Annotated in this window: 21 protein-coding genes and 1 pseudogene; 8 read left to right on the top strand and 14 right to left on the bottom strand. The window is 68.2% G+C overall.

Features of this window, described 5'->3' with window-relative positions; all coding sequences use genetic code 11:
- Positions 1-51 precede the first annotated feature (51 nt).
- The 4 genes from ACQY9P_RS05840 to ACQY9P_RS05825 all read right to left on the bottom strand — a co-directional run bounded on the left by ACQY9P_RS05840 (position 52) and on the right by ACQY9P_RS05825 (position 3,386).
- Complete coding sequence (locus ACQY9P_RS05840; protein WP_421736206.1) at positions 52-753, bottom strand: HAD family hydrolase; 702 nt, start codon at positions 751-753, stop codon at positions 52-54.
- Entirely contained in the window at positions 750-1,601 is an 852-nt protein-coding gene (locus tag ACQY9P_RS05835; RefSeq protein WP_421736207.1) for a hypothetical protein, read from the bottom strand. The genes ACQY9P_RS05840 and ACQY9P_RS05835 overlap by 4 nt, the downstream gene beginning before the upstream one ends.
- The gene (locus ACQY9P_RS05830; protein WP_421736208.1) at positions 1,598-2,230 is read right to left on the bottom strand and encodes a GNAT family N-acetyltransferase; all 633 of its coding nucleotides are present in this window, start codon (positions 2,228-2,230) and stop codon (positions 1,598-1,600) included. Before ACQY9P_RS05830 ends, ACQY9P_RS05835 begins: the two co-directional genes overlap by 4 nt.
- 127 nt (positions 2,231-2,357) lie before the next feature.
- The gene (locus ACQY9P_RS05825; protein WP_421736209.1) at positions 2,358-3,386 is read right to left on the bottom strand and encodes a helix-turn-helix domain-containing protein; all 1,029 of its coding nucleotides are present in this window, start codon (positions 3,384-3,386) and stop codon (positions 2,358-2,360) included.
- Between the two features lie 110 nt (positions 3,387-3,496).
- Between ACQY9P_RS05825 and ACQY9P_RS05820 the strand changes: the two are divergent.
- A pseudogene (locus ACQY9P_RS05820) lies at positions 3,497-3,575 on the top strand (integrase); the annotation flags it as partial.
- Between the two features lie 133 nt (positions 3,576-3,708).
- On the opposite strand, the gene ACQY9P_RS05815 reads toward ACQY9P_RS05820, so the two are convergent.
- On the bottom strand, positions 3,709-4,698 hold the full coding sequence (locus ACQY9P_RS05815; RefSeq protein WP_421736210.1) for a S1C family serine protease: 990 nt from the start codon (positions 4,696-4,698) through the stop codon (positions 3,709-3,711).
- Between the two features lie 251 nt (positions 4,699-4,949).
- Positions 4,950-5,666 (bottom strand): ribonuclease PH, encoded by a 717-nt coding sequence (gene rph / locus ACQY9P_RS05810; RefSeq protein ID WP_421736211.1) that lies wholly within the window; start codon positions 5,664-5,666, stop codon positions 4,950-4,952.
- Between the two features lie 131 nt (positions 5,667-5,797).
- Between rph and hrcA the strand changes: the two genes are divergently transcribed.
- Together hrcA and grpE are read left to right on the top strand one after the other, a co-directional pair.
- The gene (gene hrcA, locus ACQY9P_RS05805; protein ID WP_421736212.1) at positions 5,798-6,862 is read left to right on the top strand and encodes a heat-inducible transcriptional repressor HrcA; all 1,065 of its coding nucleotides are present in this window, start codon (positions 5,798-5,800) and stop codon (positions 6,860-6,862) included.
- A gap of 10 nt (positions 6,863-6,872) precedes the next feature.
- Complete coding sequence (gene grpE, locus ACQY9P_RS05800) at positions 6,873-7,505, top strand: nucleotide exchange factor GrpE (RefSeq protein ID WP_421736213.1); 633 nt, start codon at positions 6,873-6,875, stop codon at positions 7,503-7,505.
- Here grpE and ACQY9P_RS05795 read toward each other — a convergent pair.
- Complete coding sequence (locus ACQY9P_RS05795; protein WP_421736214.1) at positions 7,445-7,702, bottom strand: DUF2061 domain-containing protein; 258 nt, start codon at positions 7,700-7,702, stop codon at positions 7,445-7,447. The two genes, grpE and ACQY9P_RS05795, sit on opposite strands and share 61 nt — an antisense overlap.
- Before the next feature lie 174 nt (positions 7,703-7,876).
- Here ACQY9P_RS05795 and dnaN point away from each other — a divergent pair, with 174 nt between their 5' ends.
- The 4 genes from dnaN (at position 7,877) to gyrB (ending at position 13,767) form a co-directional block, all read left to right on the top strand.
- On the top strand, positions 7,877-8,995 hold the full coding sequence (dnaN, locus tag ACQY9P_RS05790) for a DNA polymerase III subunit beta (RefSeq protein WP_421736215.1): 1,119 nt from the start codon (positions 7,877-7,879) through the stop codon (positions 8,993-8,995).
- A 12-nt stretch (positions 8,996-9,007) separates the two neighbouring features.
- The gene (locus ACQY9P_RS05785) at positions 9,008-9,367 is read left to right on the top strand and encodes a hypothetical protein (protein WP_421736216.1); all 360 of its coding nucleotides are present in this window, start codon (positions 9,008-9,010) and stop codon (positions 9,365-9,367) included.
- 747 nt (positions 9,368-10,114) lie between these two features.
- The gene (gene recF / locus ACQY9P_RS05780) at positions 10,115-11,278 is read left to right on the top strand and encodes a DNA replication/repair protein RecF (RefSeq protein WP_421736217.1); all 1,164 of its coding nucleotides are present in this window, start codon (positions 10,115-10,117) and stop codon (positions 11,276-11,278) included.
- Positions 11,275-13,767, top strand: a complete 2,493-nt coding sequence (gyrB, locus tag ACQY9P_RS05775; protein WP_421736218.1) for a DNA topoisomerase (ATP-hydrolyzing) subunit B — start codon at positions 11,275-11,277, stop codon at positions 13,765-13,767. The genes recF and gyrB overlap by 4 nt, the downstream gene beginning before the upstream one ends.
- A 10-nt stretch (positions 13,768-13,777) precedes the next feature.
- Here gyrB and ACQY9P_RS05770 read toward each other — a convergent pair whose 3' ends face one another.
- Entirely contained in the window at positions 13,778-15,304 is a 1,527-nt protein-coding gene (locus tag ACQY9P_RS05770; protein ID WP_421736219.1) for an N-acyl-D-amino-acid deacylase family protein, read from the bottom strand.
- Between the two features lie 167 nt (positions 15,305-15,471).
- Here ACQY9P_RS05770 and ACQY9P_RS05765 point away from each other — a divergent pair, with 167 nt between their 5' ends.
- Entirely contained in the window at positions 15,472-15,987 is a 516-nt protein-coding gene (locus tag ACQY9P_RS05765; RefSeq protein WP_421736220.1) for an Lrp/AsnC family transcriptional regulator, read from the top strand.
- On the opposite strand, the gene ACQY9P_RS05760 is transcribed toward ACQY9P_RS05765, so the two are convergent.
- The 6 genes from ACQY9P_RS05760 to ACQY9P_RS05735 form a co-directional block, all read right to left on the bottom strand.
- Positions 15,984-16,970 carry a dipeptide epimerase gene (locus ACQY9P_RS05760; protein ID WP_421736221.1) on the bottom strand — a complete coding sequence of 329 codons (987 nt, stop codon included), beginning with the start codon at positions 16,968-16,970 and terminating at the stop codon, positions 15,984-15,986. The genes ACQY9P_RS05765 and ACQY9P_RS05760 overlap by 4 nt on opposite strands.
- Positions 16,970-17,995, bottom strand: a complete 1,026-nt coding sequence (locus tag ACQY9P_RS05755) for a DUF1611 domain-containing protein (protein WP_421736222.1) — start codon at positions 17,993-17,995, stop codon at positions 16,970-16,972. The genes ACQY9P_RS05760 and ACQY9P_RS05755 overlap by 1 nt, the downstream gene beginning before the upstream one ends.
- A gap of 68 nt (positions 17,996-18,063) precedes the next feature.
- On the bottom strand, positions 18,064-18,396 hold the full coding sequence (locus ACQY9P_RS05750; protein WP_421736223.1) for an Lrp/AsnC family transcriptional regulator: 333 nt from the start codon (positions 18,394-18,396) through the stop codon (positions 18,064-18,066).
- A gap of 101 nt (positions 18,397-18,497) precedes the next feature.
- Positions 18,498-18,944 carry an Lrp/AsnC family transcriptional regulator gene (locus ACQY9P_RS05745; RefSeq protein ID WP_421736224.1) on the bottom strand — a complete coding sequence of 149 codons (447 nt, stop codon included), beginning with the start codon at positions 18,942-18,944 and terminating at the stop codon, positions 18,498-18,500.
- A gap of 34 nt (positions 18,945-18,978) precedes the next feature.
- Positions 18,979-19,992 carry an isoaspartyl peptidase/L-asparaginase family protein gene (locus tag ACQY9P_RS05740; RefSeq protein ID WP_421736225.1) on the bottom strand — a complete coding sequence of 338 codons (1,014 nt, stop codon included), beginning with the start codon at positions 19,990-19,992 and terminating at the stop codon, positions 18,979-18,981.
- A gap of 73 nt (positions 19,993-20,065) precedes the next feature.
- Positions 20,066-21,082 (bottom strand): cyanophycinase, encoded by a 1,017-nt coding sequence (locus tag ACQY9P_RS05735; RefSeq protein ID WP_421736226.1) that lies wholly within the window; start codon positions 21,080-21,082, stop codon positions 20,066-20,068.
- Positions 21,083-21,173 lie beyond the last annotated feature (91 nt).

The raw sequence follows: 21,173 nt of genomic DNA, 5'->3' as shown, positions 1-21,173 counted from the left end.
TCGCGCGACCCGTAGGGCCAGCACGCCCGGGCGGCTTATGATCGATGAGCTCTATCGGGAGATGCGAACTAGGAGGTCCACGATCATGGGCTCCAGATCCTCGATCGTCGATGCGCGCCGCGCGAGGTCTCCGTTGGCGGTCACGCCATGGGCGTAGTGGCTGGCGGAGACGAAGCCTTGGGCCAGGCCGCGGGCGTGGATGGCCAAGTCGCTGGCCCCGTCGCCGACCATCACCGTGGGTCCGCTCATCGCGCCCCGACGCCGCCATCGCCGAACCAGGGCGGTCTTGTCGACGGACGTCAGCAGAGCCCAGTCGTCCACCCCGATCGCCTGCCTTCCGATCCAGCGCAGGCGGTTGGCGGCGATGGCCTCGGCGGGAAAGCCGCAGGCGGCCCCGATCGGTCCCAGCCAGTCGTGGAATGCCGCCGAAACAATGAACAGCCGCGCCCCCTGGTCGCGCAGCGACCGGAACAGGGGGCGGAACGGCGTGATCCGATCCAGCGCCCCGGCGATATAGTCGTCGATCGCTTCTCGCCGGATCGACAACAGGGCCCCCAGCAGTATCAGTGGATCCTCCGGGCGCGCGGCGCCGGCCATGAACCGCTGCGAGCGGGCCTGCAGGGCCGCCAGTCTGGCCTCACCATCGCGGCGACGGCGAAGACTGAGCTTGAGCACTTCCTGCAAGCTCTCTTCGGGAACCAGGGTTTGGTCATAGTCGAAGATGACATTGTAGCCCGAGAGCGGGCGGTTCATGTCTCGCCACCCCTCAGTCGAGCGCGCAGCGCGTGCTTGTCCTGTGGCCGCCAGTCGGTGGCGGCGGCGCCCAGACGGTCGGCGATCGCCTGCTGGACGCGCTTGGCGAAGGCGATTCTGGACTCGTCCGGCGCGCGCGCCAGCCGGGGCAGGTAGTCCAGCTTGAACGTCACGGCCGGCATGGCCAGCAAGCGCAGGAAGTTGGCCGGCTTGGACGACAACAGCGGATCGGCGTTCAGGCCAAAGGGCGTGCTCAGGCGCAGGGCCGTCGGTACGACCGGGAACCCGCGGCCCAGAAAGCTCGGCTGGAACTGGAACAGGCCCTGCTGGTTGCCGATGGTCTCTTCCGGCGACACGTAGAGGCTGGTTCCGGAGGGATGCTTGCGCCAAGCCGCGATGTGGCGGGCCAGCGCCTTGCGGTCGGCGACACGCCACAGTTGAGCGCCCGAGCCGCGCGCCAGCGGCATGACGCTCGCCCGGCCCAGCGCGCCGCCGTCCTGGCCAATTGCGATACAGGCCTGGGGCTGACCGCACACCGCCAGCAGATCGAACACGCTGACATGGTTGAGGGCCACCACGCAGCCGTCTGTCAGGCGGACGACCTCTTCGCGGGGGAGGTTGGTGATGACGCGCACGCCCATCGCCCGGCGGATCAGAGGAAACAGCCGCGAGGAAGCGCTGGGGGGCAACGCCATGGCCAGCGGCGCGGCCAGGATCGCCAGCGCCAGCCGGCTGGCCGCCAGGGCGATCCCGAGCGGCCAATACCATAGGGGCGGGCTTGCTCCGGCGCGCCACGTCTCCAGGTCGCACAGGCGGCTTACCGGAACCTCGGGGGGCGTGCGCGTCATGCCAAGGTCGCCGGGGGACTGAAGTCTGGGGTCGCGTCTTGCCCAGCGGCGCTGACCGCACGGGCGAAGATCCGCTGACGGTTACGCTGCAGCCCGGACAGGAACATGGCGCGGGTGACGTCAATGCGCAGGTGAGGACCAAACGACGTGTCGCAGACGACGCCATAGTCATCGTCGACGCCCAGATAATTGCGGTTCAGCCGGATCGCCATCGTGTGGTTCAGGTTGGTCAAGGTATGGATTTGATCGAAGCCCAGCTTCAGGAACCCGTACTCCAGGGCCAGATGCGCCGCCGCCATCGGCGCCCTTGAGCGCCACAGCTTGGGAAAAAAGCGCTGGCCGAAATTGATGCCGTATTCCTTCTGCGCGAACCCCGAATAGCCAAGAAACTCGCCGGTTTCCTCGCGCCTCACCGCCCAGCGTGACCAGCCGCGCGTCTGAAGTTCCAGATTGAAGGCGTCTACCTCGCCGGCGGCCTGCTCGAACGACCGAGGCTTGCCATCCGAAATGAAGGCCATCACGCGGGGGTCCGACACCAGCCGGGCGTAGTCGTTCCGGGCGTCATTGTCCCAGTCGCACAGGCAAACGCCATCACGGCTGGCATAGGTTTTGGACCCGGAAATGCTCATCGATCTTTGCCTTGAACGCTTGTTCAGGCGTGGAAGGAAAGGAGCTCTGGGGGAAAGGAAAGTGAACGCCGGGCGCCTGCGGCTCAATGTACGGCGGAGCGCAATTTCACCGGGCGATTTGTGCGGTCTAGCGCAGCTCGGCGATCCAGCGCCGCCAGTCGGCGGGCGAGCCGGCGTCGAGCATGGGCGCGCGTGCGGCCGCCAAGCCGCGGAATTCGCGTGGCGTCATGCCATAGAGGCCGCGGAACGCCGAGACGAAGCTGGACCGATGGGTGAAGCCGTAGACCTCGGATATGCTGGCGATCGTCTCGGGCCCGGCCTCCGGCTCGGCCAGCCGCGCGCGCACCGCGTGCAGCCGGCGCTGGCGGACATAGCCGGAAAATCCGCCCAACTCCTTGAACAGGTAGTAGAGTTTGCGCTCGGATATGCCGAACCGGCCGGCGACAGTTTCGGCCGTAAGGGAGCGGTCTGTCAGCTGGGTTTCGAGGGAGTGGCAAATCTGTTCCAGCAGAGACTGGTTGGCGCTCGTCGCCAGGGTGTCATCGATCTGGCCATTGATCGTGGCCGCGGCCAACTCCACGGTGGGGCGCACCAGCTTGGCGGCCTGGCTGCGCGTCAGGGACGGGGCCAGTTCGATCAGCATCTGCAGGTGCCCCAGCAGCAGCGCAACGAGCGGCTCTTCCCGGCGCAGCACAGTCAGGTGGAGGGTATCCGGGGCTGTGAGCAGGGGCGCCAGCAAACGCCTGGGAATGAAGAGGTTGAGGTTCTCGAAGTCGCTGGTCGCGGTGGCCAGCGGCTGGGCAAGGTCGATGATCAGCAAATCCCCAGGCCTGGTCCAGGCCTCCGATGCGCTGTTGCGCTGCCCGCAGGAGCCCTCGACGTAGAACTGCAGCAGATAGTTCGAAAGCCCGTCACGGGCGGTGCGATAGCGAGACCGGTCGAAGGCCTGGGCAGTTGACCGACTGCGTCCGAGGAGCAGCTGATCTAGCGCATAGCCGCCGGCCTGGCCTTGGAAGTGGTCTACGCCCTCGCCGATCCGGACGTCGAACATCACGTTAAGGGCCTGGGCCCAGCCCACCGCGGCCTCGCGGGTCGACATGCCGCGCGAGTCAAAGAACGAACCTTGGACTTTCTCTTCTGGATTCTCTTGGCTCATGCATCGCCTCAACTCGAAAAGCGGCGCTTTGTCCAGTCCGGCGTCCCGTCTGGAAGAAGGGTCAGGGCGCGGCGCCGCCAGCTCGCGCCAACTTGCGGGCGCGCTAACGTCTACTCGGACACAGGAAGCTCGACAGCACGGTTGTTACAGGTCGGCGACGCGCTGGAGATGTCCGAGCAGATCGACCTCCAAGGCGCCAATTCACCACGTGGTGCGAGGGCTCGCCGCGCCTCCCGACCGTCGGCTCGATAGCGGCCTTGATGCGCGTCTTGACGCCTGTAAGCTCAAGCACACCTGACAGGGCCGCCCAACCGACGCCCTGTCACCCACGCCGCCCCGTCTTCAGCAACGCCCCGCGATCCATCGACCGCACGTCCACCTCGAACGCGTCGTGTTCGCGCAGCACCCGCAGCGGCACGGTCGCGCCGGCGGGGCCCAGGGCCCAGAGGCGGGTGTAGAATTCGGTGAGGTCGGAGACCGGGTGGCCGTCGACGGCCAGGATCACGTCGCCGGCGCGCAGTTCGGCGCGGGCGGCGGGCCCTTTGGGCGAGACGCCGACGACCACGACATGGGTCCCGATCTCCTGGGCGAAGACGCCCAGCCACGGGCGCGGCGCGTGGGGCTGGCGGCCGTGGGCCAGGTCGTCGAGGATCGGCGGCAGCAGCTCGGCCGGCACATACATGTTGATCGGCTTGGCCGAGCCGTCGCGGCCGCGCGTCTCCAGGTTCAGATAGCCCAGGCCCACCAGGTCGCCCTTGGGGCCGATCAGGGCCGCGCCGCTCCAGTGCGGGTGGGCGGGCTCGGCCATGATGGCGTCGTCCAGCAGATATTCCCAATAGCCGGCGAAGGGCATGCGGGTGACGATCTGGCCGGCCGAGGCGTGGTCGCGGCCGCCGGCCCCGGCGGCGATCACCGCCGAGCCGGCGGTCAGGTCCTTGGACGAGCCGATCGGCATCACCGGCAGGTCCAGCGGCTGTTGGGCCTGGACCAGGCCCAGGCCGGTGCGCGGGTCAAAGCCCAGCACCCGGGCCGAGACGCGGCGGCCGTCATTAAGGGTCAGCATCACCTCGCGCGCTTCGGTGATCAGATAGGCCATGGTCAGGACCAGGCCCGTGGGGCTGATCACCACGCCGTTGCCGATGCGCTCGATGCCAAGGATGGCGGCGGTATAGGCGTCGGACGGAACCCGCGCCTCCAGGGCGACGACGGACGCCAGGGCGCGGTCCAGGTCGAACGGATAGGCCTCGGCGGAGGGCCGCAGTCGGGCTTCGACTTCATGGCCCCTAAAAGGAGGGGGGAACGGTGAGGGCATTCCAATCTCCTGCTCTGGATTGGAATCTGGGGCTCGTCGGGCGCCGCGGCAAGAGGGCGGGGCGTCGCGGGGGTGTTTTGGCGCGTGGGCGCCTAACGCTCCATCCGTCTTCCCGGCGAAGGCCGGGACCCAGATCGAACCCAGGGAGGCCGCGACTTCCAGCGAGGGCGGAAGGCGCGTGATCCCCAGACGCTCAGGCTGAATCTGGGCCCCGGCCTTCGCCGGGAGAACGGAGATTTAAGTCAGCAAAGTTACTTCCCGATCGCCGCGCGCTGCAGCGCGAACAGCTCGCCGATGCCCTTTTCGGCCAGGCCGTACAGGGCCTCGAACTCGGCGCGGGTGAAGCCGCGCTTTTCGCCGGTGGCCTGGATCTCGACGATGTCGCCGCCGTCGGTCAGGACGAAGTTGCTGTCGGCCTCGGCGTTGCTGTCTTCCTCATAGTCGAGGTCCAGCACCGGGGTATCGGCGAACACGCCGCACGAGACGGCGGCGACCTGGCCGATGATCGGGTCGGTCTTGATGACGCCTTCGTCCAGAAGATATTGCGTGGCGATGCGCAGGGCGACCCAGGCGCCGGTGATGGCGGCGGTGCGGGTGCCGCCGTCGGCCTGGATGACGTCGCAGTCCAGGCTGATCTGGCGCTCGCCCAGGGCCTTCATGTCGACCACGGCGCGCAGGCTGCGGCCGATCAGGCGCTGAATTTCCTGGGTGCGGCCGGTCTGCTTGCCGGCGGCGGCCTCGCGGCGGCCGCGGGTGTGGGTGGCGCGGGGCAGCATGCCGTACTCGGCGGTGACCCAGCCCTGGCCCTTGCCGCGCATCCAGCCGGGGATGCTTTCCTCGACGCTGGCGGTGACCAGCACCTTGGTGTGGCCAAAGCTGATCAGGCACGAGCCTTCGGCGTAGCGGTTGACGCCCGTCTCCAGCGTGATGGCGCGCAACTGGTCGGGGGCGCGGCTTGAAGGACGCATGGCTGACTCCGGATGTCTTGAAAGTATGAGGGGCTTTGAATGCGAGAAGGGGCCGCTTATCCTATCCGCGACGGGAACTTGAAAGAGGGTCCGCCGCTTTTGTCGCTTAGCGAGGTCATTGACGTCACGCCATGACGCAGTTGTTCGGTCGCACCCCCGGTCTGACGGAGTTGGACGCCCGGGCCCGCGACATCTTTCGTCGGGTGGTGGAGTCCTATCTGGAGACCGGCGAGCCGGTGGGGTCGCGCACCCTGTCGCGCGGAGGCCTGCCGCTGTCGCCGGCCTCGATCCGCAACACCATGCAGGACCTGGCGCAGTTGGGCCTGCTGGACGCCCCCCACACCAGCGCCGGGCGGATGCCCACCCACGCGGGCCTGCGGATGTTCGTCGACGGCTTTCTGGAGGTCGGCGATGTGGGCCAGGAGGAGCGCCAGGCCATCGAGGCGCGGCTGTTCTCGCGCGGCCGTTCGTTCGAGGAGGCGCTGGCGGAAGCCGGCTCGATCCTGTCGGGTCTGGCCGGCGGGGCCAGCATCGTGGTCACGCCCGTCCGCGAGGGCGGGGTCAAGCACGTCGAGTTCGTGGCCCTGGGCGGCGACCAGGCCCTGGCGGTGATGGTCTTCGAGGACGGCACGGTCGAGAACCGCCTGATGAAGCGCGCCGCGGGCATGACGCCGTCGGCCTTCCAGGAGGCGTCCAATTTTCTCAACAGCCGGCTGCGCGGCCGCACGCTGAGCGAGGCCAAGGACGAGGTCCGGGCCGAACTGGAAACCGCCCGTCGGCAACTGGACGAGACGGCGGCGCGTTTGGTCGAGGACGGGCTGGCGGCGTGGGGCGGGGGCGAGGGCGACGCCCGCGCCCTGATCGTGCGCGGCCAGGCCAACCTTCTGGACGCCGCCGGCGCCCGCGAGGATCTGGAGCGCGTCCGGATGCTGTTCGACGATCTGGAGCAGAAGGGACAGCTGATCGGCCTGCTGGATGATGTGCGCGAAGCCCAGGGGGTGCGCATTTTCATCGGGGCCGAAACGCGACTCTTTTCGCTTTCGGGTTCCTCCGTGATCGCGGCGCCCTATATGACGGGCCAACGCAAGGTTTTGGGCGCGATCGGCGTGATTGGGCCCACCAGACTCAACTATGCCCGGGTGATCCCGCTGGTGGACTATACCGCCCGCGTGCTCGGCCGGATGATGGACGGATAAGGACTAGGTGATGAGCGACGATCAAGCGACGCCGACTGAAGATATCGTGGCCCTGGAAGGTGAGGACGCCGCCCAGGAAATCGAGGCCCTGAAGCTGGAAGTCGCGGCCCTGAAGGATCAGGCGCTGCGCTATGCCGCCGATGTCGAAAATACCAAGCGCCGGGCCGAGCGCGAGATGAACGACGCCCGCGCTTATGCGATCCAGAAGTTCGCCCGCGACCTGCTGGGCGCGGCCGACAACCTGTCGCGCGCCACGGCGATGAGCCCGCGCAACTCGCAGGACCCGGCGGTGACCAACTACATCATCGGCGTCGAGATGACCGAGAAGGAGCTTCTGGCGGCCTTCGAACGCAATGGCCTCAAGAAGATCGAGCCGGCCAAGGGCGAGAAGTTCGACCCCCACCTGCACCAGGCGGTGATGGAGCAGCCCTCGACCGAGGTCGCGGCCGGCGGCGTCATCCAGTTCCTGCAAGCCGGCTATGAGCTGATGGGCCGCCTGATCCGTCCGGCCATGGTCGCCGTGGCGGCCAAGGGCTCGACGGCGCCCGGTTCGGCCGAGGCTTCGTCCGGCGGGGCCAACCCCTATGCGGGCGCCAGCGCGGACGCCGACGGCTCGGGCGGTTCGGTCGACATCAAGTCCTGACGGCGCTTCTGGTCGCGCGCCCTGTCGGCGCGTGACCAAGCCCGTTCGTGCAGGTTGAAGAACACCGTCTGGACCAGCGGTTCGACGATCCCCACCGCCAGGGCCACGCGCCAGTCGCGGGTCAGGGCGTAGGCGACGGCCACCGCCACGGTCAGGTGCATCGAGGCGTAGGTCAGGGTCTTGAGGGCGAGGCGCATGGCGTGCGCTCCTTGTTGAGAATGATTCTCAAAAGATAGGCGCGGTTTCCGTGTCCGCAAGGGGTTCGGCCCTCTTCCCCAAGCGCGCGATTTCGCTAATGTCGTCCGTCCAATCATGACGGGGCCGCGCAGGGGATTCTCCAGCGGCGGCGGCTCTGGAACCTGGACCTGAATATGAAGCTTACGATCGAACGGGCGGCGCTGCTGAAGGCGCTGGGGCATGTGCAGAGCGTCGTCGAGCGCCGCAACACCATCCCGATCCTGTCGAACATCCTGCTTTCGGCCGATCGCGACACGCTCAGCTTCTCGGCCACTGACCTGGACATGGAGATCATCGACGAGGGCCTGGCCCAGATCGACGTGCCCGGCCAGATCACCGCGCCCGCCCACACCCTGTACGAAATCGTCCGCAAGCTGCCCGACGGCTCGGACGTCTCGCTCAGCTTCAGCGGCGATGACCCCCGCCTGGTGATCCAGGCCGGCCGTTCGCGCTTCAACCTGCCGGTCCTGCCGGCCGGCGACTTCCCGGTGATGAGCAGCGACGGCCTGTCGGCCCGCATCGCGGTCGACACCAACGAGCTGATCCGGCTGATCGACAAGACCCGGTTCGCGATCTCCACCGAGGAGACCCGCTACTATCTGAACGGGCTCTATCTCCACACGGTCAACGAAGGCGGCGTGGTCAAGCTGCGCGCCGTCGCCACCGACGGTCACCGCCTGGCCCTGGCCGAGATGGACGCGCCCGAGGGCGCGGCCGGCCTGCCCGGCATCATCGTGCCCCGCAAGACCATCGCCGAGGCCCGCCGCCTGATGGAATCGGCCGGCGAGCAGGTCGACCTGCAGGTCAGCCCCCAGAAGGTGCGCTTCGAGTTCGGCCGCGCGGCCCTGACCTCCAAGGTGATCGACGGCGCCTTCCCCGACTATCTGCGCGTGATCCCGCGCGACAACGCCAAGATCCTGACGCTGGACAACGACCTGTTCGCCAAGGCCGTCGACCGCGTGGCCACCATCTCGGCCGAGAAGAGCCGCTCGGTGAAGCTGGCCATCGAGCCGGGCCGCATCACCCTGACCGTCCGCAACATGGAAGCCGGCCAGGCCGTCGAAGAGGTCGAGGTCGACTACGACGGCGAGCCCTTCGAGATCGGCTTCAACGCCCGCTATCTGCTGGACGTCTGCGGCCAGATCGGCGGTCCCATCGCCGAGTTCCGCTTCGCCGACCCGGCCAGCCCCACGCTGGTGGTCGATCCGACCGATCCGGGCGTGAAATACGTGCTGATGCCGCTGCGGGTCTGATCCGCCGGACGGATGACCCCCGAACGGATGACTCAGGGGCTGCGCGAAGACCTGTTCGCCGAGCTGTTCGACAACATGCTGGCCCTGTGGGCGGCGACGGACTTCGACGGCTGCGCCACCTGGTCTGACCGGCACCAGCAGGTCGAGGCGGTCATCGGCGGGGCCGAGCACCGCATCGACCTGATCGCCATGAACTACGCCGTCTACCGCGCGATCGCGGCCGACGCCCGGTTCGACGGGCCGGTCGACCCGCTTGTCGACCGCGACGAGGCGCGCGCCACCTTCCAGACCAACATGATGCGCGTGCTGATGGGCGCGGCCGGAGTCTGGCAGAAGGACAATATCGAGATCGCGCGGCGGTATTTCGGGTAGGCGAGCAAGGGGATAGCGATCGCGCCGTCCACGGATGGGAACGGGGATAGAGCTGCAAATCCTCCCCCTGAAGGGGGAGGCGGCCGGAGGCCGGTGGGGGAGCGCCGCACTGATTTGGCAGGACTTCCCCCTCCGTCGGCTTCGCCGACACCTCCCCCGCTAGGGGGAGGACCTGTACGAGCATCCAGACAATCGACGCAGCCGCGCTCAAACCTCCCGTATTCTGTAGCCACCTCGTCGCGAGGAAAGGGCGCAAGGCCAGCGACCGATGCGGCGGCGGGGGGTGATCGAGCGGGAAGCTCAATCGATGGCGGGAGGAGCGTCTTGCGTTCCGGGCCGTCAACCTCGTTGTTCTCTGGCGGCGGTCGGCCGTGGAAAACTAAAACGACGTGGCTTCGAGGGTCGAGCGAGCAACAGGCGGGCTGAAAGGTCTCGCGGTCCAGGGGGGAGTCGCTCTCCCGCCTGCCCGTCGGGGGCGTCGAGGGTGAGGCGATAACACCGCCGGGCCGGAAGCGCTTTCGCCAGAACGGTCACGCGGAGCGAACGGCTTCGTCGAAACGGTATTTTTTCAAACCCATCCGGACGTGGTCCGGACGCTCCGCGACCCTTTCCATCCCTTCAGCGAGAGATCGCGTGAGGCTGAGAGCCTGTGTCTTCTCCCTTCCCCCTTGGATGGGGGAAGGGCGTCTGGCTTGAGGGAAGGGAGCCAACGTGACGCCACCGCCAACCTGCCGTAAGAACCCACCCATGGCGTCGGCCGCGATCAACACCCTGACCCTGACCGACTTTAGGTCCTACGCGCACGCCCGCCTCGAGACGGGCGGGGCCAGCGTCTATCTGTTCGGAGCCAACGGCGCCGGCAAGACCAACCTGCTGGAGGCCATCAGCCTGCTGTCGCCCGGCAAGGGCCTGCGCGGCTCCAGCCTGGCCGAGGTGGGCCGGCGGCTGCCCGGCGAGGCGACGGGGCGGCCGTGGGCCGTGTCGGCCCTGGTCGAGGCGGGAGAGGACGAGCCGGTGCAGCTGGGCGCGGGCGTCGAGGTGGGCGGCGCGACCCGCCGGCTGGTGCGCATCGATGGCGAGACCGTGCCGCCCGGCCGGCTGACCGACCACATTCGTCCGATCTGGCTGACGCCGGCCCAGGACCGACTGTTCCTGGAAGCCGCCTCCGAACGCCGCAAGTTCTTCGACCGCCTGGTGTTCGCCGCCGAACCCGCCCACGCCAGCCACGCCAACGCCTATGACAAGGCCCAGCGCGAGCGGATGCGCCTGCTGACCGACGCCTTCGAGAGCGGCGCGCCGGCCGATCCCGTGTGGCTGACCGCCCTGGAAGCGCGCCTCGCCGAGGCCGGCGCCCTGATGGCGGAGGCCCGCGCCCGCACTCTGGTCGCCCTGCAGGCCGAGATCGACGGGCGCGGCGACCGGCCCTTTCCCCAGGCCCGGCTTTCCCTGACCGGCGAATGGGAAAAGCTGGCGCTGGATGGCGTGGAGTTCGCCGAGATCGAGCTTCGCCTGGCCACCGCCCTGGCCGCCGCCCGGCCCCGCGACGGGGCCGCCGGCCGGGCCCTGACCGGCCCGCATCGGGGCGATCTGGACATCCTGCATGTCGAGAAGGACCGTCCGGCGGCGGAATGCTCGACCGGAGAGCAGAAAGCGCTGATTCTGAACCTGGTTTTGGCCCAGGCGGCGCGACTTTCGCGTGCGGAATCCGCGCCGAATCCTATAGTATTGCTCGACGAAGTCGCCGCGCATCTCGACCTCACCCGGCGAGCCGCTCTGGCTGACGAAATCACGGCGCTCAAGCTCCAGGCCTTCCTGACCGGCACGGACGAGTCGCTGTTCGACCACCTCAAAGGTCGGGCTCTTGGTGTTCGCGTGTGCGACGCCGGCCTGACCGCTTTGGAAGACGTATGACCGAAGAGACCAAAGGCCCCGCTGAAGACAATTCGGGCGACCGTCTGACCACCGCCGACGGCTCGCAGATGGCGGCTCCCGAAGTGATGGGCGGCGAATACGACGCCGACTCGATCAAGGTGCTGAAGGGCTTGGACGCGGTGCGCAAGCGCCCCGGCATGTATATCGGCGACACCGACGACGGCTCTGGCCTGCACCACATGGTCTATGAGGTGGTCGACAACGCCATCGACGAGGCTCTGGCCGGTCACGCCACCAAGGTGGAAGTCATCCTCAACGCCGACGGCTCGGTGACGGTCACCGACGACGGTCGCGGCATCCCGGTCGACATCCACGAAGGCGAAGGCGTTTCGGCGGCCGAGGTCATCATGACCCAGCTGCACGCCGGCGGTAAGTTCGACCAGAACAGCTACAAGGTCTCCGGCGGTCTGCACGGCGTGGGCGTCTCGGTGGTCAACGCGCTCAGCGACTGGCTGGAGCTGAAGATCCACCGCAACGGCTTCAGCTATCAGATGCGCTTCGAGCGCGGCGACGCCGTGACCTCGCTGGCCCAGACCGGCGATTCCCCGTTGCGGTCGGACGGCCCCAAGGCCGGAACCACCCTGACCGGCACCGAAGTGACCTTCTTCCCGTCGAAGGACACCTTCGCGTTCATCGATTTCGACCGCAAGACGCTGGAGCACCGCCTGCGCGAGCTGGCGTTCCTGAACTCGGGCGTGACGATCTATTTCCGCGACCTGCGCGACGCCGAGCCGTGGGAAGAAAAGCTGCACTACGAGGGCGGCATCGAGGCCTTCGTGCGCCACCTCGACAAGGCCAAGACGCCGCTGCTGAAGATGCCGATCGTCATTCGCGGCCGCAAGGACAAGGTCGAGGTCGACCTGGCCCTGTGGTGGAACGACAGCTACCACGAGCACATGCTGTGCTTCACCAACAACATCCCGCAGCGGGATGGCGGCACGCACCTTTCGGCCTTCCGCGGCGCCCTGACCCGGATCATCACCAACTACGCCGAGAGCTCGGGCATCACGAAGAAGGAAAAGGTCAGCGTCGGCGGCGAGGACGCCCGCGAAGGCCTGACCTGCGTGCTGTCGGTCAAGGTGCCCGATCCCAAGTTCAGCTCGCAGACCAAGGACAAGCTGGTCTCGTCCGAAGTGCGCCCGGCCGTCGAGGGCCTGGTGCAGGAGGGTCTGGCCACCTGGTTCGAGGAGCATCCGACCGAAGCCAAGGCCATCGTCTCCAAGATCGCCGAGGCCGCCGCCGCCCGTGAAGCCGCCCGCAAGGCCCGCGAACTGACCCGCCGCAAGAGCGCGCTCGACATCACCAGCCTGCCCGGCAAGCTGGCCGACTGCGCCGAGCGCGATCCGGCCAAGTCCGAAATCTTCATCGTCGAGGGTGACTCGGCCGGCGGTTCCGCCAAGCAGGCCCGCAACCGCGACAACCAGGCGGTGCTGCCCCTGCGCGGCAAGATCCTCAACGTGGAACGCGCCCGCTTCGACAAGATGCTGTCGTCGGACCAGATCGGCACCCTGATCACGGCCTTGGGCGCGGGCATTGGCAGCGACGACTTCAACGCCGACAAGGTGCGCTACCACAAGATCGTGCTGATGACCGACGCCGACGTCGACGGCGCCCACATCCGCACCCTGCTGCTGACCTTCTTCTATCGCCAGATGCGCGAGCTGATCGAGCGCGGCTATATCTACATCGCCCAGCCGCCGCTCTACAAAGCCGCCAAGGGCAAGTCCTCGCGCTATCTGAAGGACGACAGCGAGATGGACGCCTTCCTGATCGACGAGGGCGTCGACGGGGCCGAACTGGACCTGCCCTCGGGCGAACGCCGCACGGGCAAGGACCTGCTGGCCCTGGTGCAGCTGTGCCGTCAGGCCAAGGGCAATATCGACCGCCTCGCCGCCCGGGCGCCGGCCTTCGCCGTGGAGCAGACGGCCCTGGCCGGCCTGCTCAGCGAGACCCCCGACATCACCGCCGCCGCCGCGCGTCTCGACCTCTATGCCGAGGAGGGCGATGGCCTGTGGACCGGCGAACGCGGCGACACGGCCTTTGTGTTCAAGCGCGTGCGTCGCGGTGTTACCGAGAGCGTGGTGCTGGACGATGGCCTGCTGAACGCCGCCGACGCCCGCCGCCTGGCCGAGCGCGCCGGGGCCCTGGCCGAGATCTTCAGCGGCCGCGCGGTGTTCCGTCGCAAGGACAAGTCGACGACTGTCCGTGGTCCGATGGACCTGGTGGGCGCGGTGATGGACGCCGGCCGCAAGGGCCTGTCCATCCAGCGCTACAAGGGCCTGGGCGAGATGAACCCCGACCAGCTGTGGGAAACCACCCTCGACGCCGAGGCCCGCACCCTGCTGCAGGTGAAGGTCAACCACGCCGACGACGCCGACGACATGTTCAGCCGCCTGATGGGCGATCTGGTCGAGCCGCGCCGCGAATTCATCCAGGAGAACGCGCTGGACGCCGAGGTCGACGTCTAGCGACTGAGGTTCAGGAGCCAGCCCGCCGCACGACCGATCCGGGTCGCGCGCCGGTGGCGTGGCCGTCCTGGAACACGATCACGCCGTTGACCCAGACCTTGGCCACGCCCGTGGCCAGGGCGTTGGGATGGGCGACGTCGGAGCGGTCGGCGACGGTGTCGGGATCCAGCAGCACCAGATCGGCGAAGTTCCCCGCCACGATCGTCCCGCGCCCCGCGATACCCAGCTGGGCCGCCGTCTGGGCGGTCATCTTGTGGACGGCCTGCTCCAGGGTCAGGATCTTTTTCTCGCGGACATAGACCCGCAGGATCTTGGCGAAGGCCCCGAAGCCGCGCGGATGCAGGCCGTGGGTCATGCCGTCCGAGCAGATCACGGCATGGTCCCAGCCGATGAAGGCGTCGATGTCGGAGCCGGTCATGGCCGTGCCGATCACGGCGTCGACGTGATCGACCTCCGGATGGGCCAGGTGAAAGGCCTCCGCCTGCCGGGTCAGGGCCAGATAGGTCTCGGCGGGATCGGCTTGCCGCTCGGCGGCGATGTCGGCGATGGTCTTGCCCACCAGCGACGGATCGGGCGCGAATACCGCCAGCCGCATGCCGGCCGGGGTGGTCAGCTTGGTCAGGGCGAAGCGGGCGGCGGCCAGATCGTTGAAGTCCCGCTCCGGCAACAGCACCGCCAGATTGCTCTGCCAGTACTCGTACGGATAGACGTCGGCGGTGATGTCCACGCCCTGGGCGCGGGCGGCGTCCAGCTTCGCCAGGATCTGCGGCGCCTGCCCCCAGCGGTCGACTATGGCGATCTTCAGGTGCGAGATCTGGACCGGCAGTTTGGCCTCGCGGCCGATGGCGATGATCTCGTCGATCGCCGCGTCCAGCTTCACATCCTCGCTGCGCAGATGGCTGATATAGCGGCCATGTCCGGCGGCGGCCGTCTTGGCCAGGGCCATGACCTCGCCCGGGGTCGAGAAGATGCCGGGGTCGTATTCCAGCCCGGTCGACAGACCCAGCGAACCCGCCTCGAGATCGGCCTTCAGCTCAGTCTGCATCGCCGCGATCTCGGCCGGCGTCGCGGCGCGCCGGTAGTCGGCGCCCATGGCCCGCTCGCGCAGGGAGCCGTGGCCGGTATAGGAGGCGACATTGATGGCCAGCGGCGCCTTTTCCAGGCCGGCGAAGTAGGCTTTCAGCGGAAACGACGACTCGCCGTCCTGGCCCGCGACGATGGTGGTGACGCCCTGAGCGGTGACCGGAGTCATGGCGGGCGTCTGCTCCGCCTGCCGGTCGTGATGGCTGTGGGCGTCGATGAAGCCCGGCGCGAGGACCAGGCCCTTGGCGTCCACCACCGTGTCGCCGGGCTTGCGCGCCAGCTTGCCGACCGCGACGATGCGGTCGCCGTCCAGGCGGACGCTGACCGCTCGCGACGGCGCGCCCGTACCGTCCACCACGCGGGCGCCGACGATCAGGGTCGAGGCCAGGGCGGTGGAGGTCATCAGCAGCGACAGGCCCAGGGCGATGGCTGCGCGGGAGAGGTTGCGGGTCATGTCTCGGCCTTCCGGAGTCCGGTGTTCAGAATAGCGCGCGCCGGCGAGGGTTTTCGCCGTTTCCCGCCCTCCCGGCGACAGGATCGCCAGGGCCTTGTGGCGATCGCGACCTTACCCCGCGCGTGGTTTGCGCTAAGCAGGAAGGCGACATCAGCAAGGATTTCGGGATGACGTCGAACGACCCGCGCAAGGACATCGACCGCATCGACATCAAGATCCTGGCCCTGCTGCACAGGCAGGGGCGGGTGACCAAGGCCGCGATGGGCGAGGCCGTGGGCCTGTCGGCGTCGCGCTGCTGGGAGCGGATGAAGAAGCTGGAAAAGGCCAAGATCATTCGCGGCTATCACGCCGAGGTGGATCTGGGCCGGCTGGCCAAGCTTTCGACCTTCGTGGTGCAGATCAAGCTCACCGACTTCTCCTACGCCAAGGCCAAGGCCTTCGAGACCGGCATCGCGGCGGACCCCAACATCATCGCGTGCCAGGCCGTGCTGGGCGAGGTGGACTATCTGATCACCGTCGCCGCCTTCGGCATCGAGCATTATCAGACGATCATGGAGCGGCTGCTCGACACCCTGAACGCGCCCTTCGATTATGTGACTTTCCCGGTGACCAAAAAGCTGAAGGGCGAGGCGGGGCTGGATCTGGCCAAGCTGCTGGCCACCGCCGGAGACCTCGACGACTAACCCCACAGGGCGGCCGAGGGAGGATGCAGGATCGCGTCGCGATAGCCGAACCCGTGCTCGATATCGCTCACCAGCTGGATCGGGCAGTCCAGGTCGACCACCTCGCAGCCCTGGGCCACCAGCAACCCCGGGGCGATGCCCAGCGAAGTGCCTTCCATGCAGCCGATCATCAGTCGCAGGCCCCGGGCGCGGGCGGCCTGCGTCAGGGCCAAGGCCTCGGTCAGGCCACCGCACTTGTCGAGCTTGATGTTGCAGAAGGCGTAGCGCCCGACGATGCGGTCCAGGTCGGCGCGGTCGTCGAACGACTCGTCGGCGCAGAGCGGCACCTCACCCCGATAGTCCAGCAGGGCGTCATCCTGTCCGACCGGCAGGGGCTGCTCCACCAGTTCGACGCCCAGGGCTGAAAGGCTGGGGGCGTAGGCGTTCAGCTGCTCCAGCGTCCAGCCCTGGTTGGCGTCGGCGATCAGGCGGGCGCGGGGGGCGGCGGCGCGGATCGCCTCCAGCCGCTCCAGGTCCAGGGTATCGCCCAGCTTCACCTTCAAGCAGGGGAAGTCGGGGGCCCAGCGCGCGGCCTTGGCGGCCATGGCGGCGGGCGCATCCATGCCCAGGGTGACGAAGGTTTCGATCGGACGCAGCGGGGCCAGACCCGCGCGCACGGCGACCGGAACGCCGGTCAGCTTGGCCTTCAGGTCCCACAGCGCGCAGTCAACGGCGTTGCGCGCGCCGCCGCGCGGCAGGCAGGTCGCGAGGACGGCGCGGTCCAGAAGCATCCCCGCCTCAAGCTCAAGGGCCAGGGCCCGCACCTGAACCAGCATGGCTTCGGGCGTGTCGCCCAGATAGTCGACGCCCGCCGCCTCGCCTCGTCCGATCGCGCCGCGCGCCTCGATCTCCACGTGAAGCACATTGGCCTCGGTATAGACGTGGCGCGCGATGACGAACGGCTCGGTCAAGGCGTGAGCTTCGATCCGGGCGGTCAGCCGCATCAGGCGGCGTCCGAGCGCGCTTGCGGCGCCAGCAGGCGGTCGGCGATGGCCGCAACGCCGGTCCGCACGGGATCGCAGCACGGCAGGCCCAGGGCGGCCTGGGTGTCGCGCAGATAGTCGGCCGCCGCCTGGGGCGTCAGGCGCGAGGTGTTGATGCAGATCCCGGCCATCCGGACGGCCGGATTGGTCAGGGACGCCAGTCGCAGGTTCAGGGCGATGGCCTCGGCCAGGGACGGCGTGGGGAAGGTCTCCAGCCCGTCGATGGCGGTGCGGGTGGCGTCGTGGCACAGCACCAGAGCGTCCGGCTGGCTGCCGTGCAGCAGGCCCAGGGTCACGCCGGCATAGGCCGGATGGAACAGTGAGCCCTGACCCTCGATCACGTCCCAGTGGTCCGGCGCGGCAGCGGGGCTCAGTTGCTCAGCCGCGCCCGCGACGAAGTCGGAGATGATCGCGTCGATGGGCGCGCCGGACCCGGCGATGAAGATGCCGGTCTGGCCGGTGGCCCGGAAGTCGGCTTCGGCGCCGCGCGCCTTGAGCTCTTTCGTGATCGCCAGGGCCGCGTACATCTTGCCCACGGCGCAGTCGGTGCCGACCGTGAGCAGACGCAGGCCGGCGCGCTTTTCGCCGGTTCCCACCGCCAGGAACTCTGGCGACGGCTCCCGCGCCTCGATCAGCTTTCGGCCCAGACGCTCGGCGGTCTCCCGCACCTTGGGAAGGCTGGCCATGCGTGTGTGCAGGCCCGAGACCAGGTCCAGTCCCGCTTCCAGCGCCTCGATCATGACAGCTTCCCAATGGGGCGGGATATAGCCGCCGGCATTGGCCACGCCCAGCAGCAGCGAGCGGGCCCCGGCCGCGTGGGCGGCCTTGGGCGTCATGTCGGCCAGACCCAGATCGGCCGCGCAGCCGGGCAGGCGAAGCTGACCGACGCAGGCGTCGGGACGCCAGTGGGCCACGCCTGAAGCGGTCTTGGCGCTGACCCGGTCCACGTCTCCGAGGAACATCAGGCAGGGATAGGGCAGTTCCACGACAGCACCTCGTTATAGACGTCGTCAGTTGGGTTCGAGACCGATGACCCGCGCGCCGGCGGGGACAATCAGTCGCCTGTAGCCGGGTGAAGGGGGCGGATGGCGGGGCGGCGGGGCAGGACAACCGAAGCCAGGGCGTGCCGAACGCCGGCCAAGGCGTGGATCCGGTCCACGGTCCGCTCAAGATCCTCGGCCCGCCCGGCCTCGACCACGGCGACCAGGTCATAGTCGCCGGTGATCTGGTGCAGAGCGGTCAATTCGGTCATCTCGGCCAAGCGCGCGCCAACCTCGGCGGCGTCGCGCGGCGCGACCTGGATCATCACATGGGCCCGCAGGGCTGCGTCTCCGCGGTCAGCGGCGACGCCCAGGAAGGCCGGACTTGCGATCTCGACGGCGATCAAGGCTGAACTCCCTCACTCATCGCGGAGAGTTTAGTTTGGCGGAGGCCTCGAAAAACGCCGTGTTTGGCCGGTGTTGCGAGAGAAACGCTCGCCAGCGCCCCTCAGCGCAGGATCTTGGTCGCCAGCAGGATCGAGGAGGTGGTGCGCTCAACGCCTTCCAGAGCGCCGATGCGGTCGATCAGGGCGTTCAGTTCGGCGACGGTCTCGGCCTCGATCAGCGCGATCAGATCGTACTCGCCGCTGATGGCGTGCAGGGCCGACAGCTCGGCGATGGCGGCCAATTCCTCTTCGGTCACCTTGGCGAGCTTCAGCTGGACCTTGATCATGACCTGGGCGCGGATCTGGCGGCGGTCATAGTCGCTGCCCAGGCGGACGGTGTACCCTTGGATGACGCCATCCTGCTCCAGGCGGCTGAGGCGGGCATAGACATTGGCCCGCGAGAGCCCAAGGTCGGCGGCCAGTTTGGTCACCGGCTGACGCGAGTCCTCGCGCAGCATCGCCAGCAATCGCCGGTCGACCTCGGCAAGGTTCTGGTCGTCCGACTTCATCGGCTCCTCCCTGAGTCTGTCCGGACCATCGGGCTCACTTCGGCGAAGGTTCGTTGGTGTAGATCGCCGTGCGCGGCGTCGGCAGGGCTGACGATATGGCTCCACGATACATGCCCAGGTCGTTCATGCCGAAGGCCGCCCGCCCCTGGCCGTCCATGGCGATCAGGCCGCCATCGCCGCCGATTTTTGTGATCGAAGCCATGGTCTGGTCGGCCGCCGTCTGAACGTCCTCGCCTTTCCAGGCGATGCGGTCGCAGACCCGGCGGGCGGCGGTCTCGCGGATGAAGTACTCGCCCGATCCCGTGGCTGAAACCGCGCAGACGCCATCCCGGGCATAGGTGCCGGCGCCGATGATCGGCGTGTCGCCGACCCGCGCCCAGCGCTTGCCGGTCATGCCGCCCGTCGAGGTGGCGGCCGCGATGTGCCCGGACTGATCCAGCGCCACCGCGCCGACGGTGCCGAACAGGTGGGTGGGATCCAGAACCGCGTGATGGTCCTTGCGCCAGGTCTCCAGCTGCTTCCAGCGCTCCTCGGTGCGGAAATAGCTGGGGTCGACCTGCTCCAGGCCCTGCTCCCTGGAGAACTGGTCGGCGCCTTCCCGCGTCAGCATGACATGCGGGGACTTCTCCATCACGGCTCGGGCCAAACTGATCGGGTTGCGGGTGCGGGTCACGCCCGCGACGGCCCCGGCCTTCAGGGTAGCCCCGTCCATGATCGAAGCGTCCAGCTCGTTCTTGCCCTCGGCGGTGAAGACCGCGCCCTTGCCGGCGTTGAACAGCGGATTGTCCTCCAGGGTCCGCACCACCGTCTCGACCGCGTCCAGGCTGGAGCCTCCGGACTTCAGCACCTTGGCCCCCGCCTCTAGAGCGGCGTCGAGACCGGCGCGATAGGCCTTTTCCTTTTCGGGCGTCAGGTCGGCGCGATCCAGAACACCAGACCCCCCATGAACGGCCAGCGACCACTTGCCCTCGGCCGCCATGGCCGGCGCGGACGCCGCGTACAGGGCCAGAATCGAAAGACCGAGCGAGCGGATACGGGAAGTCATCATCGCAACTCTCTTAAGCAGATCGGTGTCAGCCCCGGGCGGGAGCTCGAAGGAAGGAACGCGAGGAAACAGGCGGTCAGCGGTCGCTGCGGATCAGCACGCCGTCCTTGACCCGGGCGGTCAAGGTGAAGGCTGGCTTGGTGACCTTAAAGGTCTTGAAGTCTAGGCGGCTGTCCGGACCGACGCCGATGATGGGGAAGGGCGCATAGGTCAGGGGCTTGCCGGCGATGATCGTGGCGGGCCTGGCCATCGGTCGCACCAGCCAGGCGTGACCGGGGCCATAGAACCGGCCCACGCCCTCGCCGTCGATCAGCATGGCCGTGCCCTCGTCGATGCCGAGGCCCGTGATCGATGGATCGCCCTCTTCCTGGATCAACCGGCCGACAAAGGCCACCAGGCGGCCCTGGCGATCGCGCTTGTCGAAGTGGCTGTCAGTGATGACCTTCGACAGATAGGGCAGATGCAGGAAGTCGCGCACCAGGGTGACGCTGGCCCCGGTGGGATTCTTCAGCGCCTCGGGCGAGGTGATGCTGATGGAATCCAGGCAACCGTAGGAATAGCCGCCCAGAATGGCGAGGCCGGCGCTGGTGCCGCCGATGGGTTTGCCGGCCTTTACATGGGCGTCAAGCGCCCTGTTCAGGGCCGTGCCCTTCCAGGCTCGGATGTAGTTGCTCTGGTCGCCGCCGCCGAAGAAGATCCCGTCGGCGCGCGCGATGACCGCCAGCAGCTTGGGGTCTTCGCCGGCGTCCTCGTCGTGGATCACAAGGGTCTCGACCGAGGCCACGCCGCCGACGTCCTTGTAGATCTCGTCCTGAAGTTCGCGACCGCCGCGGGCCCGCAGCACCACGATGTGACCGCCGCCGGACTGCTTGACGAACTGCCGGAAGGCGTCCATCGGCCAGTCGCCGCCCCCCATCAGGGCCAGCAGCGGCCCCGTCTTGCCCGGCGTCGGCGCGGCGATGTCGCCGATCACATAATACTCGTAGCCCGGTCCGACGGCGTCGGGACCCTTGGCGGGCGCATCGGCCGCGCGCGCGGCGAAGGGAAGGAACAGGGCCGTCGCCATCGCGATCGCCGAAAGTCTAGCCAGCATCATGTCCAGTCCTCGCCTCGTGCGACCCTGCGCGTGCGTATCGCGCCAGGTCCAGGGTTCCGCCTCGCGCCGGACCGCCGCCGAGGCTTTT

It is taken from the genome of Caulobacter sp., assembly GCF_965279145.1.
Lineage (GTDB): Bacteria > Pseudomonadota > Alphaproteobacteria > Caulobacterales > Caulobacteraceae > Caulobacter.
This window is presented reverse-complemented; position numbering and strand designations above follow the sequence as displayed.

Excerpts from the sequence above, each read along its gene's own strand:
- rph (WP_421736211.1), bottom strand. The coding sequence starts at position 5,666 with ATGCGTCCTTCAAGCCGCGCCCCCGACCAGTTGCGCGCCATCACGCTG.
- ACQY9P_RS05740 (WP_421736225.1), bottom strand. The coding sequence starts at position 19,992 with ATGATGACTTCCCGTATCCGCTCGCTCGGTCTTTCGATTCTGGCCCTG.
- gyrB (WP_421736218.1), top strand. The coding sequence starts at position 11,275 with ATGACCGAAGAGACCAAAGGCCCCGCTGAAGACAATTCGGGCGACCGT.
- grpE (WP_421736213.1), top strand. The coding sequence starts at position 6,873 with ATGAGCGACGATCAAGCGACGCCGACTGAAGATATCGTGGCCCTGGAA.
- recF (WP_421736217.1), top strand. The coding sequence starts at position 10,115 with ATGGCGTCGGCCGCGATCAACACCCTGACCCTGACCGACTTTAGGTCC.
- hrcA (WP_421736212.1), top strand. The coding sequence starts at position 5,798 with ATGACGCAGTTGTTCGGTCGCACCCCCGGTCTGACGGAGTTGGACGCC.
- ACQY9P_RS05825 (WP_421736209.1), bottom strand. The coding sequence starts at position 3,386 with ATGAGCCAAGAGAATCCAGAAGAGAAAGTCCAAGGTTCGTTCTTTGAC.
- ACQY9P_RS05835 (WP_421736207.1), bottom strand. The coding sequence starts at position 1,601 with ATGACGCGCACGCCCCCCGAGGTTCCGGTAAGCCGCCTGTGCGACCTG.
- dnaN (WP_421736215.1), top strand. The coding sequence starts at position 7,877 with ATGAAGCTTACGATCGAACGGGCGGCGCTGCTGAAGGCGCTGGGGCAT.
- ACQY9P_RS05745 (WP_421736224.1), bottom strand. The coding sequence starts at position 18,944 with ATGAAGTCGGACGACCAGAACCTTGCCGAGGTCGACCGGCGATTGCTG.
- ACQY9P_RS05795 (WP_421736214.1), bottom strand. The coding sequence starts at position 7,702 with ATGCGCCTCGCCCTCAAGACCCTGACCTACGCCTCGATGCACCTGACC.
- ACQY9P_RS05735 (WP_421736226.1), bottom strand. The coding sequence starts at position 21,082 with ATGCTGGCTAGACTTTCGGCGATCGCGATGGCGACGGCCCTGTTCCTT.
- ACQY9P_RS05770 (WP_421736219.1), bottom strand. The coding sequence starts at position 15,304 with ATGACCCGCAACCTCTCCCGCGCAGCCATCGCCCTGGGCCTGTCGCTG.
- ACQY9P_RS05765 (WP_421736220.1), top strand. The coding sequence starts at position 15,472 with ATGACGTCGAACGACCCGCGCAAGGACATCGACCGCATCGACATCAAG.
- ACQY9P_RS05840 (WP_421736206.1), bottom strand. The coding sequence starts at position 753 with ATGAACCGCCCGCTCTCGGGCTACAATGTCATCTTCGACTATGACCAA.
- ACQY9P_RS05785 (WP_421736216.1), top strand. The coding sequence starts at position 9,008 with ATGACCCCCGAACGGATGACTCAGGGGCTGCGCGAAGACCTGTTCGCC.
- ACQY9P_RS05760 (WP_421736221.1), bottom strand. The coding sequence starts at position 16,970 with ATGCGGCTGACCGCCCGGATCGAAGCTCACGCCTTGACCGAGCCGTTC.
- ACQY9P_RS05830 (WP_421736208.1), bottom strand. The coding sequence starts at position 2,230 with ATGAGCATTTCCGGGTCCAAAACCTATGCCAGCCGTGATGGCGTTTGC.
- ACQY9P_RS05815 (WP_421736210.1), bottom strand. The coding sequence starts at position 4,698 with ATGCCCTCACCGTTCCCCCCTCCTTTTAGGGGCCATGAAGTCGAAGCC.